Genomic DNA, 17,681 nt, shown 5'->3' with positions numbered 1-17,681 from the left:
TGCGGCGTGAGTGCGGGCGGGCGACGTCGACTGCGGGAGCGCGGGGCGCGGCATGGGCGCGGGACGGCGATGGATTCGCCGCGGGCGTGGGGGAGGCGACGGCTACCGCGCGAGCGTGCTGAATCGGCTCCCGCGGTGTGTGCGCCGGGGCGGTCGTTCGTGGTGTGGGCGCGGCTGGGCGGCCTATCTCGGCCAACCCCCAACACCCGCCGTTTTCCCGGGCTTTGGAGGCGTCGTACCGGCTCCGGTGAGGGCGAAGGCCAGGACAGGGGCGTACCGCCGGGTCCGCGTCGCGACCACCCGTCCGGCAAATGCCAAGGCTCGGCGCCCCGCCCGCCGTTCCGCCCGTGACCAACCCCATACGGTCTGCGTAGCCGCCTGGTAGCGCACGGTCAGTTCTTGCCCCTACGCTGTTCGGTATGTCCCCCGATTCCCGAACCCCTGGTTCCGCGCGGTCTGCTGCCGAGGTCAACGAGCACATCCGGGCGCTGTGGCTGCGTGCGGGCGGCACGCTGTCGGCCCAGGAGCGGTCGGAGTACGAGCTGTTGGTGGTCGAGTGGGCCGAGGCGATCCGCGGGCGGATCATCGAGGCGGCCTGACCCCGGCGCCGGGCTTCAGCGGCCGCCGGAGATCCGCAGCACCGCGCCCGTCGTGTAGGAGGCCTCCGGGGACAGCAGCCAGGCGATGGCGGCGGCGATCTCCTCCGGTCGGCCGGGCCGCCCCAACGGCACTGCGGCGCCGATCCGTCGGGCCCGTCCCGGGTCGCCCATCGCCGCGTGCATCTCGGTGTCGACGACTCCGGGCGCGACCGCGTTGACCCGCACCCCGTCCGGTCCGAGCTCCTTGGCGAGGCCCACGGTCAGGGCGTCGACGGCCGCCTTCGTCGCCGCGTAGTGCACGTACTCGCCAGGGCTGCCGAGCGTGGCCGCCGCCGAGGACACGTTCACGATCGCCCCGTTCCCGCGCTCCGCCATCAGCCGGGCGGCCCGCCGTGAACACAGCAGCGTGCCCAGCAGATTGACCTCGACGACGCGCCGCAGATCGGCGCTGTCCACGTCCGTGAGCCGCCCGAGCGGCCCGGTCACGGCGGCGTTGTTGACCAGCCCGGTGACGGCACCCAGTTCCCGTTCCGCCGTGTCGAACAGCCGCTCGACATCCGCCTCCACTGCCGTGTCCACCGCTACGGCAGCACAACGCGCCCCGCTCTTACGCACCCCCTCGGCGACCACCTCGGCGGCTCCCGCGTCCCGGACGTAGCCGATCACGACATCGTGCCCGTCGGCCGCGAGCCGCAGGCAGACGGCGGCGCCGATACCCCGGCTCCCACCGGTGACGACCGTGACGGGACGTGCCATACGAGCCTCCTGAGACCGACCGGGCGATGATCTTACGGTCGGAGGACGCGAAAAGCCTCGTCTGTGACCGCCTCGCCCGACAGGCCCGTCCGGCGGACCGAGAAGGCGGTGTACCGAAGCGCCGATCCCGCCCGGGGTCCCGCCGCGCCCACGCGGGCGCACACCTCGACTCCCCCTGCCCCCATGCAACCCCCCTGCCACGCAACCCGGTTCTCGTGCGGCCCGGAGACAGGACGCGGCGGACGGGCACCCCGCGGCGCAGGGCAGGATGCTCGACGGAAGGCCCGTTCTTCGTCCACTTCGCCACGCGGCCGTGATCCGGAGTTCGGCGACCGCACCCAAGGTCATGGGCACAGGCCGACGGTGCCCCCTGTGGGGTCGTCCTCGTGCGCCCCCTGCGACGACCGAGGATTTCATCGAACTCACATTCTCATTCCACCCGTCGGCCGTACGCGTGACCGAGGTCGGGGCCCGGTCGGTTCGAACATCGCCGAATATCACCCGCATATCGCCCACACCTCTTGGCTGTGCTCGCCCCGTGCCCAACACTGAGCCGATGACGCAGCGCGTGGAGCTCGCGACCGTGATGGACCGGCTGGCCGTGGACGGACTGGTCACCGACTACGCGGTGGCCGTGGACGACGGGGACTGGACGGCGTACCGCAGACTGTTCACCGCGGACGGGCGGGCCGACTACCGGTCGGCCGGCGGGATCGAGGGGGATGCCGGGCAGGTGGCCGGGTGGCTCTCGGAGAGCCTGACCCTGTTCTCGATGCGGCAGCATCTGATCGTCAACCGCCAGGTGCGGTTCGGGATCCTGGAGCAGGACGCCGGGGACACCGCCCACCTCCAGGCCGACTACATCAACCCCATGCGGTTCGCCGGTGGCGACGGCGCCTCCACCGCCCCGGACTTCGTGTGCGGCGGCCGCTACGCCTTCGCGTTCCTGCGCACCCGGGACGGCTGGCGGCTGCGCCAGGTGGTCGTCGAGGAGAAGTGGCGCAGGATGAGCGAGCAGCGCGCGGCGGTGGTACCGGACTGACCCCGCGCCCAGGCCCCCTGTCGGAGATCCCCGCCGGTCCCGCACACTGGAAGGACCCGCAGGCAGGAGGCGACGCATGAGGACCGTCGAGCGCTGGCTCACCTCCCCTTGGCGGCGTTCCTGCGTGGCGGCGCTCGGGGGCGCGCTGCCCGTACTGGCCTTTCCGGCGCCGTCGCTGTGGTGGTTCGCCTACGTCGCCCTGGTCCCCTGGCTGCTGTTGGCGCGCTCGGCGCCGACCGGGCGGCGGGCGGCGTACGACGGCTGGTGCGGCGGGTTCGGGTTCATGGTCGCCGTGCACCACTGGCTGCTGCCGAGCCTGCACGTCTTCATCTTCCTGATCGCCGGCCTGCTGAGCGTGCTCTGGGCGCCCTGGGGCCTGCTGACGCGCCGACTGCTGGGCGGGACACCGTCACCGGGGCGGGCCGCGACCGCGGTGCTGGTGCTGCCGTCGGGCTGGCTGATGGTGGAACTGGTGCGGTCCTGGCAGGGGCTGGGCGGGCCGTGGGGCATGCTCGGCGCCACCCAGTGGCAGGTGACGCCCGCGCTGCGGCTGGCCTCCGTGGGCGGGGTCTGGTTGCTGAGCTTCCTGGTCGTGGCCGTCAATGTGGCGCTGACCGTCCTCGTCTCCGTGCGCGAGGCACGGGTGCCCGCGGTGGCCTCGCTGGTGGCCACGGCCGCCGCGACCTCCGCCGCCTGGATGTGGTCACCGCGCCCGGACGTCGACGGCCAGGTCCGTATCGCCGTCGTACAGCCCGGCATCGTCGACGGCACCGACAGCGGCGACCGGCGCTTCGCCCGCGAGGAGCAGCTGACCCGGCAACTGGCCGGGCGGCGCCCCGACCTGATCGTCTGGGGCGAGAGCAGCGTCGGGTACGACCTCGGTGACCGGCCCGACCTCGCCCGGCGGATCGCCGCCCTCTCCCGGGAGACCGGCGCGGACATCCTGGTCAACGTGGACGCCCGGCGCTCCGACCGGCCCGGCATCTACAAGAGTTCCCTCCTGGTGGGCGCGGACGGCCCGACCGGGGACCGGTACGACAAGATGCGGCTGGTCCCGTTCGGCGAGTACATACCGGCCCGTTCGCTGCTCGGCTGGGCCACCTCGGTCGGCAAGGCGGCCGGAGAGGACCGGCGCCGCGGCACCGAGCAGGTGGTGATGGACGTCGGCCACGGGCTGCGGATCGGGCCCATGGTCTGCTTCGAGACCGCGTTCCCCGACATGAGCCGGCATCTCGCCCAGGACGGCGCCGAGGTGCTGATAGGCCAGACCTCGACCTCGTCGTTCCAGCACAGCTGGGCCCCCGAACAACACGCCTCGCTGGCCGCTCTGCGGGCCGCCGAGACCGGCCGCACCATGGTCCACGCCACGCTGACCGGCGTCTCCGCGGTGTACGGCCCGGACGGGGCGCGGCTGGGACCGTGGCTGGGCACGGACGCCAGCACGGCGCGGGTCTACGAGGTGCCGATCGCCCGCGGTGTCACGCCGTTCGTGCGGTACGGCGACTGGACGGTGGACGGCGCGCTGCTGGTGCTGGCCGGCTTCTGTCTGGGCGAGGGGCTGCGGCTGCGGGCGCTCAGGCTGCGCCGGAGTGCCGCCGAACCTCTCGTACCACCTGCTCGCACAGCTCATGAGTCGCCAGTGCGTCCCGGGCGCTGAGCACCTTGCCGGCGCGGACGGCGTCGAGGAAGGCGAGCACGGCCCCTTCGATGCCGCGTTGCCGGGCGACCGGCACCCAGTCGCCGCGCCGCCGGACCGTCGGCTGCCCCTTGTGGTCGATCACCTCGGCGAGGTTGAGGACCTGACGCTTGGTGTCCTGCCCGGAGACCTCCAGGATCTCCTCCGCCGAGCCGCTGAGCCGGTTCATCACGCCGAGCGCGGTGAAGCCGTCCCCGGACAGTTGCAGGACCACATGGTGCAGCAGGCCCCCGGCGACGCGGGCGCGGACGGTGATGTCGTCGACCGGGCCGGGGGCGAGGAAGCGGAGGGTGTCGACGACATGGATGAAGTCGTCGAGGATCATCGCGCGGGGTTCCTCGGGCAGCCCGACGCGGTTCTTCTGCATCAGGATCAGCTCGCGCGGGTGGTCGGCGCACTGGACGTAACCGGGGGCGTGGCGCCGGTTGAAACCGACGAACAGCGACACGTCCCGCGCCTCGGCGAGCGTCACAAGGCGCTCGGAGTCGGCGAACCGGTAGGCCAGGGGCTTGTCGACGTACGTCGGTACGCCCGCCTCCAGGAGCCGGGTGACGATCTCGGGGTGGGCGGCCGTGGGCGCGTGCACGAAAGCGGCGTCGAGATCCTGGGCGAGGAGGTCGTCGAGGGTCGCGTGCCGGCGGTCGGCGGGCAGCCGGAGGCTGTCGGCGACCTCGGCGAGGGTGGCGGGGGTGCGGGTCTGGAGATGGAGTTCGAGGCCCGGCTGCACGCCCAGCACCGGCAGATACGCCTTCCGCGCGATGTCGCCGAGTCCGATGCAGCCGACCTTCACTGACGCTCTCCTCGCGGTTGCCCATGTGCCTGTCCGGAAGCATACGGGCCGATAATCCGTGGTGGGATCGGGCCGGGTGGGCAAGGATGCCCGGCATGACGACCGAACGCCGTTCACCCGCCTTCGACGCCGACGAACGCACCATGCTGGAGGGCTGGTTGGAGTTCCACCGGCAGACCCTCGCGATGAAGTGCGCGGGTCTGACCGACGCCCAGCTCGCCATCGCCTCGGTGGAGCCGTCCCCGCTGTCCCTCATGGGGCTGGTGCGGCACATGGCCGACGTGGAGCGGTCCTGGTACCGCAGGGTGCTCGCCGGCGAGGCGGCGCACCCGCTCTACTGGAGCGACGAGGAGCCGGACGGGGAGTTCCACTTCGGCGCGGCGGACACCTGGCAGGAGGCGTACGCGAGCTGGCAGGCCGAGATCGAGGCCGCCCGGCGCAACGCGGCCGACTTCGGCCTGGACGACCTCTCCAAGGGCCGCCACCGCCGCACCGGGGAGCAGCCCAGCCTGCGCTGGATCCACACCCACATGATCGAGGAGTACGCCCGGCACAACGGCCACGCCGACCTGATCCGGGAGCGTATCGACGGCGCGACCGGCGAGTGACGTCAGCCTCGCACCCGCCGGCCCCCCGTACGGGGCACGAGATCACCCGTGCGGGGCACCAAACTCCTGTCGGCGGTGTCAACCTCCGTGCGAACCCAGCAGAGTTGCCCGGGTGCATCGAACGACCACCACCGCAGCGCTTCTGGTCACCGTGACCGTCTCGGCCCTCTCCGGCTGCGTGACGGTCCAGCGTCCGGCGGCGCCCGGCCCGCCGCCCGGTACGGCGCCCTCGCAGCCGTCGGTGCCCCGCCCGGACGGGACCGCCGAGCCCCGGGTGGTGCAGGCGCCGGTCAAGGAGGCCCTGGAGATGGTCGGCCCGTCCCGCCCGGCCCACCGGGCCACGCCGACCGCCGCCCACGCCCCGGCACCCCCTCCCCCGTCCCACCACCGGACCCCTGCCCCGCGGGCGGTCGCCCCGCACCCCCACCCGCACCCGCAGCGGCCCCGCGGCCCGGGGACCGACGTCCCCGATCTCTCCGGGTCCGTGCCGAAGGCCCCGGACGTGTGCGCCCTCGGCCGGCAGTACGGCGGCTGGCGCACGGACAGCCCGGAGGTGCGGATCTGCGAGCAGACGTACGGGCGTTGAGGAGGCGCCGGCAAGGGCGCGGTGAACGGCGATCGAACGGACCGCCGCTAGTTCGGCCGCTGCCGTGGTGGGCCCCAGGAGTCGCCGTCCGGTGTGTCGTCCTCCCCCAGCCGCAGCTCCAGGCGGCTGATCGCGGCCCGCACTCCGTCGCCATACCCGTCGTCGCCGAGGGCGACGGCGGCCGCGCCGCGAGCCCGGCGCAGATGGGTGCGGGCGGCTTCGGCGCGGCCGAGCTTGACGTAGTCGGCGGCGAGGTTGAGATGCAGCGAGGGGTAGAAGCCGCGCAGCCCCTCGGCTCCCTCCGCCTCGTCCGCCGCCGACAACGCGCGCAGATCCCAGGCGAGTTCGTCGGACGGATCGTCCTGGGTGTCGGCCAGATAGTGGGCCAGGGTGCAGCGGTGCAACGGCTCGCCGTGTTCGCCGAGCTCCGCCCACAGGTCGAGCAGACGCCGGCGGGCCTCCTCACGGTCCCCGGCGTGGTGCAGCATCACGACCTGCCCGATCCGTGTGAGCACGGCATCGGGTGCCGTGCGCTCCTGTCGCTCCGCCACCACGTCCTCCGAGCTCTCCGCTGTCTCCGACGACGCTAACCGCCACCGGGGCCCCTCAGCGCCATCCGACCCGCCCCGAAACCGACGTGTTCCCCCCTCGTCGGCCCCGCCCCCGTCGGTCCGATACCCCCGCGGTCCCGATACCCGCCGGCCGACACCCCCCTCGTAGGCCCGGCACCCGCCCCGCGCGCTCAGCCCAGGTTCGGGATGCGCCAGTCGATCGGCTGGTGGCCCTGCGCCGCGACCGCCTCGTTGATCTGGGTGAACGGGCGGGAGCCGAAGAACTTCTTCGCGGACAGCGGGGACGGGTGGGCGCCCTGGACCACCACGTGCCGGGTCTCGTCGATCAGGCGGAGCTTCTTCTGCGCGTAGCCGCCCCAGAGGACGAAGACCGCCGGGTCGGGCCGCTCGGCGACCGCGCGGATCACCGCGTCCGTGAACTTCTCCCAGCCCTTGTTCTTGTGCGAGTTGGCCTCACCGGCGCGGACCGTGAGCACCGCGTTGAGCAGCAGGACGCCCTGCTGGGCCCACGGCATCAGATAGCCGTTGTCCGGCGTCTGCTCCCAGCCCAGCTCCTCCTTCATCTCCTTGTAGATGTTCCGCAGGGACGGCGGGATCTTCACCCCGGGGCGGACGGAGAAGCACAGACCGTGGCCCTGGCCCTCGCCGTGGTACGGGTCCTGGCCGAGGACCAGCACCTTGACCTGGTCGTACGGCGTGGCGTCCAGCGCGGCGAAGACCTCCTCGCGCGGCGGGTAGACAGGGCCGTTCGCCCGCTCCTCCTCGACGAACTCGGTCAGCTCCTTGAAGTAGGGCTGCTGCAGTTCGTCGCCCAGAACCCCGCGCCAGGACTCGGGCAGCATGGCGATGTCGGTCACGTCAACGTCCTCACGATGTACGGTCACTTGCAGTTCCTGCTGATGCCCAAGAACCTACAGGCGGCCACTGACAATCGCCCTCGCACACCGGTTCACCAGCTGGTCTTGCGGTGCAGCTCCCACATCATCATGATCGTCGACGGGTCGAGCGCCTGCTCGCCGCCGGAGATGTCGTCGCTGGCCGCGACGTACTGCCGCCCCTGCCACAGCGGGATCAGCCGCGCGTCGTCGACGAGGATCTGCTGGGCCTCCTCGAACTGCTTGACGACCTCGCCGCGGTCGCTCTCGGTGCGCGACTCGGGCAGCAGCTTGCCGGTGATCACGGGGGACGGGTACGGCGTCCCCAGCGCGTTCTGCTCGCCGACGAACGGGGCGATGAAGTTCTCCGCGTCGGGGAAGTCCGGGAACCAGCCGCGCCCGAACACGGGGTACTCGCCCTTCTGGTAACCGACGACATAGGTCTTCCAGGGCCGGCTGCGGAGGGTGATGGTGAACAGTCCGGAGTCGTCCAGCTGCTGCTTGAGTTCCTGGAACATCCGGCCGGTCTCGGAGCCGTACCGGTCGGTGGTGTACCAGAGGGTGAGCGGGACCTTCTGGGTGACGCCGGCGTCGGTGAGGATCTTGCGGGCCTTGGAGGTGCTGGGGTCGCCGTAGTCGTCGAAGAAGCCGGTGGTGTGGCCGGTGAGGCCCGCCGGGACCATGGAGTAGAGCGGGTCGACGGTGCCCTTGTAGACCTTGTGGGCGATCGCGGAGCGGTCGACGATCTGGGCCACCGCCCTGCGCACGGCGGGCTGTTTGGCCCACGGGTCGGCGGGGTTGAACACCAGGTAGCTGATGTCGGTGCCGGTGCCGTCGATCAGTTGCAGCTCGTTGTCGGTGTGCGCCTCCAGGGCGACGATGTCGGAGGCGGCGAGGCCGCGGTAGGTGACGTCGATGTCCCCGGACCGCAGGGCCTTGACCATGGTGGCCGAGTCCTGGAAGTAGCGGATGGTCACCGCGTCGTTCTGCCGGTCGGCGAAGCCGTGGTAGCGGTCGTTTCGGACGAGTTCGGCCCGCTCGTCGTCGTACGACTTGAGGGTGTACGGCCCGGAGCCGTACACCGCGTCGTCCTTGCGCAGCGACCTCGCGGGGTAGTCGTCGGGGTCGACGATCGACATGGCCGGGGTGGCGAGGACGAACGGGAAGGTGGCGTCGGTCTTGTTGAGGTGGAAGACCACCTCGCGGTCGCCGAGCGCCTGCACCCTGTCGAGGCTGCCGAGCAGTCCGGCGGGTCCGCTGGGCGCGTTGATGGTCCGTATCCGGTCGATGGAGTACTTGACCGCCTCCGCGTCGAGCGCGTCGCCGTCGGCGAACTTCAGGCCGGAGCGCAGTTCGCAGCGGTAGGTGCGGTTGCCGGAGTCCGTGAAGGCGCAGTGCTCGGCGGCGTCGGGCTGCGGGGTGGTGGCGCCGCCCGGGTAGGCGAGCAGGGTCTGGTAGATGTTCCGGAACAGCTCCCAGGAGCCGTCCCAGGACCCGGCGGGGTCGAGGGTGCTGGGGGCGCTGGTGGTCCCGACGACGATCGGCCCGCTGTCCTCCGTACTGCTGCCGGCCAACACACCGCAGCCGGCCACCAGGGCTATGGACGCGACAGCGGCCACTCTGCGAAGGCCTCGGTTCCGGTTGAACACGCGCTCGCTCCTCGATCCGCCATACCAGGGGTCGGCGGCAGACCATACCGCAGCGTTGTCCTCCTTGAACCGCCCCGGAAACACGGGCGTTGATCGAATGTGCTATGACGACGTTGTCATTCAGCTGTGTGGATCTTGTGTGTCCGTCCGGGCGTCGTTTCCGTCGTTCCTGGGATGAAATGTCTGTGACGAAGACGACGCCCGGACGGCCTGTGGAGCCGTCAGGCCACGCCGGCGTTGAGGAAGATGCCGCCGTCGACGACGAGCGTCTGGCCGGTGACCCAGTCGGACTGCTCCGAGGTCAGGAACGCGGCCGCGCCGCCGATGTCGGAGGGCACGCCGAGCCGCTGGAGCGGGTAGCCCGCGGCGGCCTCGGCCTCCCGGCCCTCGTACAGGGCTTCCGCGAACTTGGTCTTGACGACCGCGGGGGCGATCGCGTTGACCCGGACGCCGGGGGCGAACTCGTGCGCCAGCTGCTGGGTCAGGTTGATCATCGCGGCCTTGCTGATGCCGTACGCGCCGATGAACGGCGAGGCCGAAAGGCCGGCGACGGAGGCGATGTTGACGATGGCGCCGCCGTTGTCCTTCTGCCAGGCGTGCCAGGTCTTCTGGGCGAAGCCGAGGGCCGAGACCACGTTGGTCTCGAACACCTTGCGGGCCACGTCCAGGTCGACATCGGCGATCGGGCCGAACACCGGGTTGGTGCCTGCGTTGTTGACCAGGAAGTCGACGCGCCCGAAGGCCTCCATGGTGCGGTCGACGACCTCGCTCTGATGGGCCAGGTCGTGGGCCTTCCCGGCGACGCCGATGACGCGCTCGGCGCCCAGGCTCTCCACGGCCTCCTTGAGCGCGTCCTCGTTGCGGCCGGTGATGGCGACCCGGTCGCCGCGGGCGATCAGCGCCTCGGCGACGCCATAGCCGATGCCGCGGCTGGCACCGGTGATGATGGCGACCTTGCCGGACAGCTCGGGCAGTTCAGTCATGTCCGTGATCCTCGATAGTCCCTGGTGAACCCTGGTGATCCCTGGCGTCCGCTAGTCCAGCGGTCCGCCGGCCACGTACAGCACCTGGCCGGAGACGAAGCCGGCCGCCTCGTTCGTGAAGAAGGCGATGGCGTTGGCGATGTCCTCGGGCTCGCCGACGCGCTGCACCGGGATCTGGGTGGCGGCGGCGGCCTTGAACTCCTCGAAGCCCATCTTCACGCGCTCGGCGGTGGCCTTGGTCATCTCGGTGGCGATGAAGCCGGGGGCGACGGCGTTGGCGGTGATGCCGAACTTGCCGAGCTCGATGGCGAGGGTCTTGGTGAAGCCCTGCAGACCGGCCTTGGCGGCGGAGTAGTTGGCCTGGCCGCGGTTGCCGAGCGCCGAGGAGGAGGACAGGTTGACGACCCGGCCCCAGCCGGCCTCGACCATGTGCTGCTGGACGGCCTTGGTCATCAGGAAGGAGCCGCGCAGGTGCACGTTGAGGACCGTGTCCCAGTCGGACGCGGACATCTTGAACAGCAGGTTGTCGCGGAGCACGCCGGCGTTGTTGACCAGGATGGTCGGGGCGCCCAGCTCCTCGACGACCCGCGTGATGGCGGCGGCGACCTGGGCCTCGTCGGAGACGTCGGCGCCGACCGCGATCGCCTTGCCGCCGGCCGCGGTGATCTTCTCCACGGTGTCCTTGCAGGCGGCCTCGTCGAGGTCGATCACGGCGACGGCGCGGCCCTCGGCGGCCAGTCGTACGGCGGTGGCGGCGCCGATCCCGCGTGCGGCACCGGTGACGACCGCGACCCGCTGCTCTGTGGTGGACATTCCTGTGTCTCCTCGCCCTTGAGAGAACCTGATCGAGTGAGCCCGCTCACGGAGCCCGCCCTGCGGTGAGCGACCGCTTAGTACCTTCAGTAGACGTGACGCTAGAAGCCCTGGCACGCGGTGTCAACGTCACACCGCGCGGGTGTGATCGATTACCTCACCAGGAGGTCCAGCAGCCGCTCGGTCTCGGCCGCCGGATCGAGGGTGAGCCCGGTGTGGACGGGGCCGGGCTGCACGACCGTCGAGCGGGGGGCGACGAGCCAGCGGAAGCGCCGCCCCGGGTCGTCGCCGGCCGCCTGCCCCGCCGCCTCCCCGCCCGCGCAGACGCGCTCGACCGCCCCGAGCGCGGCCCGCACCCCGGCCAGGTCCGCGTCCGGGTCCAGGGCCAGCAGCCGGGCCTCGTCGAGATGGGTGCGGGCGCCGACGTAGGCCTTGGCCCGGCAGTAGACGATCACGCCCGCGTTGATGCACTCGCCGCGCTCCACGCGGGGTACCACACGCAGCAGGACGTACTCGAAGACATCCCGGCCGCCGCCCTGGCCGGACCGGGTGATGTGCCGCTCGACCACATGTCCGGCCACGTGGATGTGGGTCTGGCTCACTTTGCTCCCTGGGTGCGGGGCTCGATGCCGGTGATGCGCTCATGGATGACGGCGGCTCGGGCGAGCAGCGGCCGGGCGTAGGTCCGCCGCAGGTCGTCGGGGGTGTCGAAGCCGGGCTCGTCGGCCAGCCAGACGTCGGGGATCTCGGCGGTGACCTCGGCGAGCAGGTCCTCGGTGACCCGGGGCGCCAACTCCGCGGCGGCCGCCCGGACATCGGGGGCGGAGCCGCTCAGCGCGTGGTCGGCGGCGTCGTAGGGGCGGCCGGCGGAGGCCTCGGCGGCGGGCCAGTTGTGCTGCCAGATCATGGTGGCGCCGTGGTCGATGAGCCACAGGTCGCCGCGGTGCACGAGCAGGTTGGGGTTGCGCCAGGAGCGGTCGACGTTGTTGATCAGCGCGTCGAACCAGACGATCCGCCCGGCCTCCTCGGGGCTCACCGTGAAGGCGAGCGGGTCGAAGCCGAGGGCGCCGGAGAGGAAGCCCATGCCGAGGTTGGTGCCGCCGCTGCCGCGCAGCAGGTCCTGCACCTGCTGCTCGGGTTCACCGAGCCCGAGTACCGGGTCCAGTTCGACGGTGACCAGACGGGGCATCCGGAACCCGAGCCGGCGGGCGAGTTCACCGCAGACGACCTCGGCGACCAGCGTCTTCCGGCCCTGCCCCGCGCCGGTGAACTTCATGACATACGTCCCGAAGTCGTCGGCCTCGACGAGCCCCGGCAGCGAACCGCCCTCACGCAGGGGCGTGATATAGCGGGTCACAGTGACTTCTGGCAGCATTTCCTCAGGCCATCCAAGTCTTCAACCTTGCGATCAACAGCGGAGGGCTGCGGCCCTCTGCCTTCGGCCTCCGGCACGAAGTGAGCATAGTAACCGAGCGTGATGGCCGCCCATGAACACCCGAGCCGTCACGCCGAGCAGCGCGCACACCCGAGGTACCGCGCCAACTCCGACGCCACCACCGAGGCCACACAAACACCGAGCACCTCCGGCACCGGGCTCCCGGCGCCGGTCGCCGGGCGCCCGCGCAATATCCCGCCGCACTCCCTCGCGGCGGATCTCGACGGCGTCGCTCGCCCCCCGCCGGATCGTCATCACCCGTCCGTCTGAGGGGAATCGGGGATTGACGTCACCGCATTTACTTAGAGTAGCCTTGCCTAAGTTGACCGGTTTCCGGAGGGTGGCTGGTGGGATCAGGGGAACCGTCGGGGCGAGACGTCCTGGCACGTTCGGTCAGGGGGCAGGGGCGGCGGCTCGCTCTGGGCTCCGCGCTCGGCTGTGTGCACCAACTCGGGGAAGCGCTGGTCCCCGTGCTCATCGGTGTCGTCGTCGACCAGGCCGTGGCCGGACAGGACGCCGGACGTCTGGCGCTGTGGCTGGCCGTCCTGGCCGTCCTGTACGTGTGCCTGTCGTGGAGTTTCCGGCTGGGCGCGCGCGCCGGTGAACGCGGCGCCGAGGAAGCCGCGCACACCCTCCGGCTGGCGATCGTGCACCGGGTGCTCGACCCCCGGGGCGGCGCCGAGGAGGACCGGCTCTCCGGCGAACTCGCCAACGTGGCCACCGAGGACGCCAAGCGGGTCGGCGCGGTCAACATGGCGCTGATGAGCGGGATCTGGGCGGTCGCCGGCATCACCGTGAGCGCCGTGGCCCTGCTGCTCACCTCCGTGACGCTCGGTCTGATCGTGCTGCTGGGCACGCCGGTGCTGCTGTGGCTGGGCCATCTGCTCAGCAAACCGCTGGAGCGGCGCAGCGAGGCCGAGCAGGACCGGGCCGCGGGCGCCGCCGGAGTCGCGGCCGACCTGGTGGCCGGACTGCGGGTGCTGAAGGGACTCGGCGCCCAGCGGGCGGCCGTGGAGCGGTACCGGCGTACCAGCAGGGTCTCCCTCGCGGCCACCCTGCGCGCCGCCCGCGCCGAGGCGTGGCAGACCGGTCTGGTCCTGGCCCTGACCGGCGGGTTCATCGCGCTGATCGCCTGGGTGGGCGGCCGGCTGGCGCTCGACGGGTCCCTCACGCTGGGGCAGTTGGTCTCGGCGGTCGGGCTCGCGCTGTTCCTGCTGGGCCCGTTGGAGACGTTCGCCTGGGTCAACACCGAGCTGGCGCAGGGCCGCGCCTCCGCCGCCAGGATCGCCCGGGTGCTGGCCGCAGGACCCGCCGTCGTGGGCGGGGACGAGCCGGTGCCGGACGGGGTGCGCGGGCAGGTGCGGCTGCGCGGGGTACGGTTCGGCGGCCTCGACGGCGTGGACCTCGACCTGGCCGCCGGCCGGCTGACCGGGATCGCGGTGACGGATCCGGCGTGTGCCGAGGCCCTGTTGAGCTGTCTGGGCCGGGAGGCGGACCCGGAGTCGGGCTCGGTCGAGCTGGACGGGGTGCCGTTGACCCGGCTGGACCCGGCGGGGCTGCGGGCCGCGGTGCTGGTCGCCGCGCACGACGCCGCGCTGTTCGAGGGCTCCCTGGCCGCGAACGTGACCCCGGGGGGCGGCGACGGCCCGGACCCGCGCACGGACCGGGCGATGGCCGCCGCCGACGCCGACGAGGTCGCCCGTTCGCTGCCGGACGGAGCGGACACCGGGGTCGGTGAGGGCGGGCGGTCGCTGTCCGGCGGGCAGCGGCAACGCGTCCTGCTCGCACGGGCGCTGCGCGCCGAGCCACCCGTCCTGGTGGTGCACGATCCGACGACCGCGGTGGACGCGGTCACCGAGGCCCGTATCGCCGAGGGGCTGAGGCGGATCAGGCAGGGCCGGACGACGGTCGTGGTGACCAACAGCCCGGCGCTGCTCGCCGTCACCGACCGGGTGGTGTTCCTGGACGGCGGCCGGGTGGGCGCCGAGGGCACGCACGCGGAGCTGGCACTGACCCACGAGACCTACCGGACGGCGGTGCTCGCATGACCCGGACCGACCGAGGGGACGATCCCGGGCGGGCTCTGCTGCCCACGGCCACACCCGCCCGCACTCGCGCGGCCGTACGCGAACTGCTGCGCCCGAACCGGGGGTTGGCGGCCGCCGGCTTCGGCGTGCTGGTGCTCGCCACGGCCGTCGGACTGCTCACCCAGCCGCTGCTCGGCCATATCGTCGACCTGGTCACCCGGCACCGCTCCCCCGACGCGCTCACCGCGCCCGTGCTCGCGCTCGCCGGGGTGGCCGTGGTCCAGGGCGTGACGACCGCGCTGGGCATGTCGCTGGTGTCCCGGCTCGGCGAGACCGCGCTCGCCCGGCTGCGCGAACGGTTCGTGGAGCGTGCCCTGGCGCTGCCGCTGGAGCGGCTGGAGCGGGCGGGCTCCGGCGACCTCAACTCCCGGGTCACCCGGGACGTCTCCCGGGTCGCCGACGCGGTGCGCACCGCCCTGCCCGAACTCGCCCGCTCCGCGCTGTCGATCGTGCTGACCCTGGGCGCCCTCGCCCTGCTGGACTGGCGGTTCCTGCTGGCCGCGCTGCTCGCCGTGCCGGTGCAGGCGCACACCGCGCGCTGGTACGTGCGCAACGCCGTCCCCCTGTACGCCCAGGAGCGGATCGCCACCGGCGAGCAACAGCAGCAGTTGCTGGACACCATCGGCGGGGCCCGCACGGTACGGGCGTACCGGCTCCAGGACGGCCACAGCCGCCGGGTCACCGAGCGCTCGCGGGCCGCGGTGGAACTGACCATGCGCGGAGTACGGCTGGTGCTGCGCTTCTACAGCAGGCTGCACATCGCCGAGTACGTGGGTCTCGCCGCCGTCCTGGGCACCGGGTTCCTGCTGGTGCGGTCCGGTTCCGCCTCGGTCGGCACGGCGACGGCCGCCGCCCTGTACTTCCACAGCCTCTTCGGTCCGGTCAACACCGCGCTGGTGCTGCTCGACGACGCCCAGTCGGCGACGGCGGGCCTGGCCCGGCTGGTCGGTGTGATCGACGAGCCGGTGCCCGCGGTCTCCGGGCGGCGGGACGCCGGTACGACGGCCGGGGCGGGCGACCCGTCCGTGACCCTGGCCGGTGTCTCGCACGCGTACGTGCCCGGCCGTCCGGTGCTGCGCGGTGTCGACCTGGAGGTGCGGCCCAAGGAGCGGATCGCGCTGGTCGGCACCACCGGTGCGGGCAAGACGACCCTGGCCAAGCTGGTGGCCGGGCTGCACCGCCCGGAGGCGGGCCGGGTCGACATCGGCGGCGCCGAACCGGACGAGTCCGGCCGGCTGGTGGGGCTCGTCACCCAGGAGGTGCACGTGTTCGCCGGGCCGCTCGCCGACGACCTGCGCCTCGCCCGCCCGGACGCGAGCGACGAGGAGCTGTGGGACGCGCTGGCCCGGGTGGGCGCCCTCGGCTGGGCCGAGGCCCTGCCGGAGGGGCTGGACACGGTCGTCGGGGACGGCGGCCACCGGCTCACCGCCGACCGCGCCCAGCAACTCGCCCTGGCCCGTCTGCTGCTGGCCGATCCGCCGGTCGTCGTACTCGACGAGGCGACCGCCGAGGCCGGCAGTTCGGGCGCCCGGCTGCTCGACGAGGCCGCCGAGCAGGCGCTGCGGGGCCGTACGGCACTGGTCGTGGCCCACCGGCTGAGCCAGGCCGCCGCGGCCGACCGGGTCGTCGTCCTGGACGCCGGCCGGATCGTCGAGGAGGGCACCCACGATGAACTCCTCGCCGCCGAGGGCCGGTACGCGGCCCTGTGGCAGGCCTGGGCCGGCAGCCGCGCCACCGCCGAACGCCCCGCCGACGCCTCCCGAGCGCCCGCTGACCGAGCCCCCCGCTGACCGAGCCCCCACTGATCCAAGCCGCCCCCCGCCGGACCCGTCGCCCGAACAGAAGGATCACCTGATGCCTCGCGCCACCAGAGTCTCCAGGCTCACCGGCCTGCTCGCCTCCGTACTCCTGCTCACGGCGACGGCGGTCGCCTGCGGCTCCTCCGACAGCGACTCCGACTCCGCCTCGGCCGGTTCCACGGGCTCGTCCGCGTCCGCGGGCGCCTACCCGGTGACGATCGCCCACAAGTACGGCAGTACGACGATCAAGTCCGAGCCGAAGCGGATCGTGACGGTCGGCCTCACCGACCAGGACGCGGTCCTCGCCCTCGGCAAGGTCCCGGTCGGCACGACCGAGTGGCTGGGCGGCTACAAGGGGGCGATCGGTCCGTGGGCCCAGGACAAGCTGGGCAGCGCCTCCGCGCCGACCGTGCTCAAGGACACCGGCACCGGCCCCCAGGTGGAGAAGATCGCGGCGCTCAGGCCGGATCTCATCCTCGCCGTGTACGGGGGGCTGACCAAGGCGCAGTACGCGAGCCTGTCGAAGTTCGCGCCGGTGGTGGCCCAGCCGAAGGAGTACAACGACTTCGGCGTGCCGTGGCAGCAGCAGACCGAGGAGATCGGCCAGGCGCTCGGCAAGGCCGATGAGGCCAAGACGCTGGTCTCGGGCGTCGAGGCCAAGTTCACGGCGGCCACGAAGGCCAACCCGGAGTTCGCCAAGGCCACGGCGGTCATGGCGACCCCCTATCAGGGCGTCTTCGTCTACGGCAGCCAGGACCCGCGCTCCCGGCTCCTGTCCGACCTCGGCTTCGCGCTGCCCAAGGACCTCGACAAGGTGATCGGGGACCAGTTCGGCGCCCAGATCAGCAAGGAGCGCTACGACCTGCTCGACCAGGACGTGGCCGTGTGGATCGCGCCGGACACCACCACGTCGGTCACCAAGCTGCACAGTGACCCGATATACGGCGATCTGAACGTGGTGAAGCAGGGCCGTGAGGTCTACATCAAGGAGACCAGCGACTACGGCAACGCGGTGTCCCTGTCGACCGTGCTGAGCATTCCGTACGTCCTGGAACGCCTGGTGCCGCAGCTGGCGGCGGCGGTGGACGGCAAGACCGCGACGAAGGTCGAGCAGCCGGCGTCGTGACACATGCGAGAGGGGCGGGTCCGGGAAGACCGGACCCGCCCCGTTTTTTCGGCTGTCAGGAGCCGTCGACGAGGCTCCTGGGCCGCAGGTCCGTCCAGTGGGTCTCGATGTGGTCCAGGCACTCCTGGCGGGCGGCCGGGCCGTGGACGACGGTCCAGCCCGCCGGGACGTCCACGAAGTCGGGCCACAGGCTGTACTGGCCCTCGTCGTTGACGAGGACGGAGTAGACGCCGTCGGGGTTCTCGAACGGGTTGCTCATGTCAGC

18 protein-coding genes are annotated in these 17,681 nt (G+C 72.2%); 8 read left to right on the top strand and 10 right to left on the bottom strand.

Features of this window, described 5'->3' with window-relative positions; genetic code table 11:
* Positions 1-419 precede the first annotated feature (419 nt).
* Positions 420-599: a hypothetical protein gene (locus ACZ5K7_RS28300; protein WP_046727191.1), complete on the top strand. Its 180-nt coding sequence runs from the start codon at positions 420-422 to the stop codon at positions 597-599.
* Positions 600-614: 15 nt separating this feature from the next.
* Here ACZ5K7_RS28300 and ACZ5K7_RS28295 read toward each other — a convergent pair whose 3' ends face one another.
* A complete protein-coding gene (locus ACZ5K7_RS28295; RefSeq protein WP_468917504.1) occupies positions 615-1,355 on the bottom strand; it encodes an SDR family NAD(P)-dependent oxidoreductase in 741 nt (246 codons plus the stop codon).
* A gap of 556 nt (positions 1,356-1,911) precedes the next feature.
* Between ACZ5K7_RS28295 and ACZ5K7_RS28290 the strand changes: the two genes are divergently transcribed.
* Both ACZ5K7_RS28290 and lnt read left to right on the top strand, forming a co-directional pair.
* Positions 1,912-2,397, top strand: coding sequence for a nuclear transport factor 2 family protein (locus ACZ5K7_RS28290; protein WP_351706205.1), 486 nt, complete (start codon positions 1,912-1,914; stop codon positions 2,395-2,397).
* A gap of 76 nt (positions 2,398-2,473) precedes the next feature.
* Entirely contained in the window at positions 2,474-4,054 is a 1,581-nt protein-coding gene (lnt, locus tag ACZ5K7_RS28285; protein WP_468917501.1) for an apolipoprotein N-acyltransferase, read from the top strand.
* Here lnt and ACZ5K7_RS28280 read toward each other — a convergent pair.
* A complete protein-coding gene (locus ACZ5K7_RS28280; protein WP_468917498.1) occupies positions 3,972-4,883 on the bottom strand; it encodes a Gfo/Idh/MocA family protein in 912 nt (303 codons plus the stop codon). The genes lnt and ACZ5K7_RS28280 overlap by 83 nt on opposite strands.
* A gap of 95 nt (positions 4,884-4,978) precedes the next feature.
* Here ACZ5K7_RS28280 and ACZ5K7_RS28275 point away from each other — a divergent pair, with 95 nt between their 5' ends.
* Positions 4,979-5,491, top strand: coding sequence for a DinB family protein (locus ACZ5K7_RS28275; protein WP_351706214.1), 513 nt, complete (start codon positions 4,979-4,981; stop codon positions 5,489-5,491).
* 112 nt (positions 5,492-5,603) lie between these two features.
* The gene (locus tag ACZ5K7_RS28270; protein ID WP_450972777.1) at positions 5,604-6,077 is read left to right on the top strand and encodes a hypothetical protein; all 474 of its coding nucleotides are present in this window, start codon (positions 5,604-5,606) and stop codon (positions 6,075-6,077) included.
* 47 nt (positions 6,078-6,124) lie between these two features.
* Here ACZ5K7_RS28270 and ACZ5K7_RS28265 read toward each other — a convergent pair whose 3' ends face one another.
* The 7 genes from ACZ5K7_RS28265 to ACZ5K7_RS28235 all read right to left on the bottom strand — a co-directional run bounded on the left by ACZ5K7_RS28265 (position 6,125) and on the right by ACZ5K7_RS28235 (position 12,344).
* On the bottom strand, positions 6,125-6,628 hold the full coding sequence (locus ACZ5K7_RS28265; protein ID WP_468917493.1) for a hypothetical protein: 504 nt from the start codon (positions 6,626-6,628) through the stop codon (positions 6,125-6,127).
* 191 nt (positions 6,629-6,819) lie between these two features.
* Entirely contained in the window at positions 6,820-7,506 is a 687-nt protein-coding gene (gene ung, locus ACZ5K7_RS28260) for a uracil-DNA glycosylase (protein WP_351706312.1), read from the bottom strand.
* Positions 7,507-7,598: 92 nt separating this feature from the next.
* Positions 7,599-9,173: an ABC transporter substrate-binding protein gene (locus ACZ5K7_RS28255; RefSeq protein ID WP_468917492.1), complete on the bottom strand. Its 1,575-nt coding sequence runs from the start codon at positions 9,171-9,173 to the stop codon at positions 7,599-7,601.
* Positions 9,174-9,394: 221 nt separating this feature from the next.
* Positions 9,395-10,156: an SDR family oxidoreductase gene (locus ACZ5K7_RS28250; protein WP_351706226.1), complete on the bottom strand. Its 762-nt coding sequence runs from the start codon at positions 10,154-10,156 to the stop codon at positions 9,395-9,397.
* Between the two features lie 51 nt (positions 10,157-10,207).
* Positions 10,208-10,969, bottom strand: coding sequence for a 3-oxoacyl-ACP reductase FabG (gene fabG, locus ACZ5K7_RS28245; protein WP_351706229.1), 762 nt, complete (start codon positions 10,967-10,969; stop codon positions 10,208-10,210).
* A 152-nt stretch (positions 10,970-11,121) separates the two neighbouring features.
* Positions 11,122-11,571 (bottom strand): DUF3037 domain-containing protein, encoded by a 450-nt coding sequence (locus ACZ5K7_RS28240; protein ID WP_468917488.1) that lies wholly within the window; start codon positions 11,569-11,571, stop codon positions 11,122-11,124.
* Entirely contained in the window at positions 11,568-12,344 is a 777-nt protein-coding gene (locus ACZ5K7_RS28235) for a HipA family kinase (protein ID WP_468917486.1), read from the bottom strand. The genes ACZ5K7_RS28240 and ACZ5K7_RS28235 overlap by 4 nt, the downstream gene beginning before the upstream one ends.
* Before the next feature lie 407 nt (positions 12,345-12,751).
* On the opposite strand from ACZ5K7_RS28235, the gene ACZ5K7_RS28230 reads away from it, so the two are divergent.
* From ACZ5K7_RS28230 to ACZ5K7_RS28220, 3 genes are all read left to right on the top strand, one after another.
* Positions 12,752-14,452, top strand: coding sequence for an ABC transporter ATP-binding protein (locus tag ACZ5K7_RS28230; RefSeq protein ID WP_468917483.1), 1,701 nt, complete (start codon positions 12,752-12,754; stop codon positions 14,450-14,452).
* On the top strand, positions 14,449-16,281 hold the full coding sequence (locus tag ACZ5K7_RS28225; protein WP_468917480.1) for an ABC transporter ATP-binding protein: 1,833 nt from the start codon (positions 14,449-14,451) through the stop codon (positions 16,279-16,281). The genes ACZ5K7_RS28230 and ACZ5K7_RS28225 overlap by 4 nt, the downstream gene beginning before the upstream one ends.
* 64 nt (positions 16,282-16,345) lie before the next feature.
* A complete protein-coding gene (locus ACZ5K7_RS28220; protein ID WP_468917478.1) occupies positions 16,346-17,416 on the top strand; it encodes an iron-siderophore ABC transporter substrate-binding protein in 1,071 nt (356 codons plus the stop codon).
* Positions 17,417-17,471: 55 nt separating this feature from the next.
* Here ACZ5K7_RS28220 and ACZ5K7_RS28215 read toward each other — a convergent pair whose 3' ends face one another.
* Positions 17,472-17,675 (bottom strand): MbtH family protein, encoded by a 204-nt coding sequence (locus tag ACZ5K7_RS28215; protein ID WP_351706244.1) that lies wholly within the window; start codon positions 17,673-17,675, stop codon positions 17,472-17,474.
* Between the last annotated feature and the right edge of the window lie 6 nt (positions 17,676-17,681).

This window comes from Streptomyces sp. NPDC031497 (genome assembly GCF_055580905.1).
This window is presented reverse-complemented; position numbering and strand designations above follow the sequence as displayed.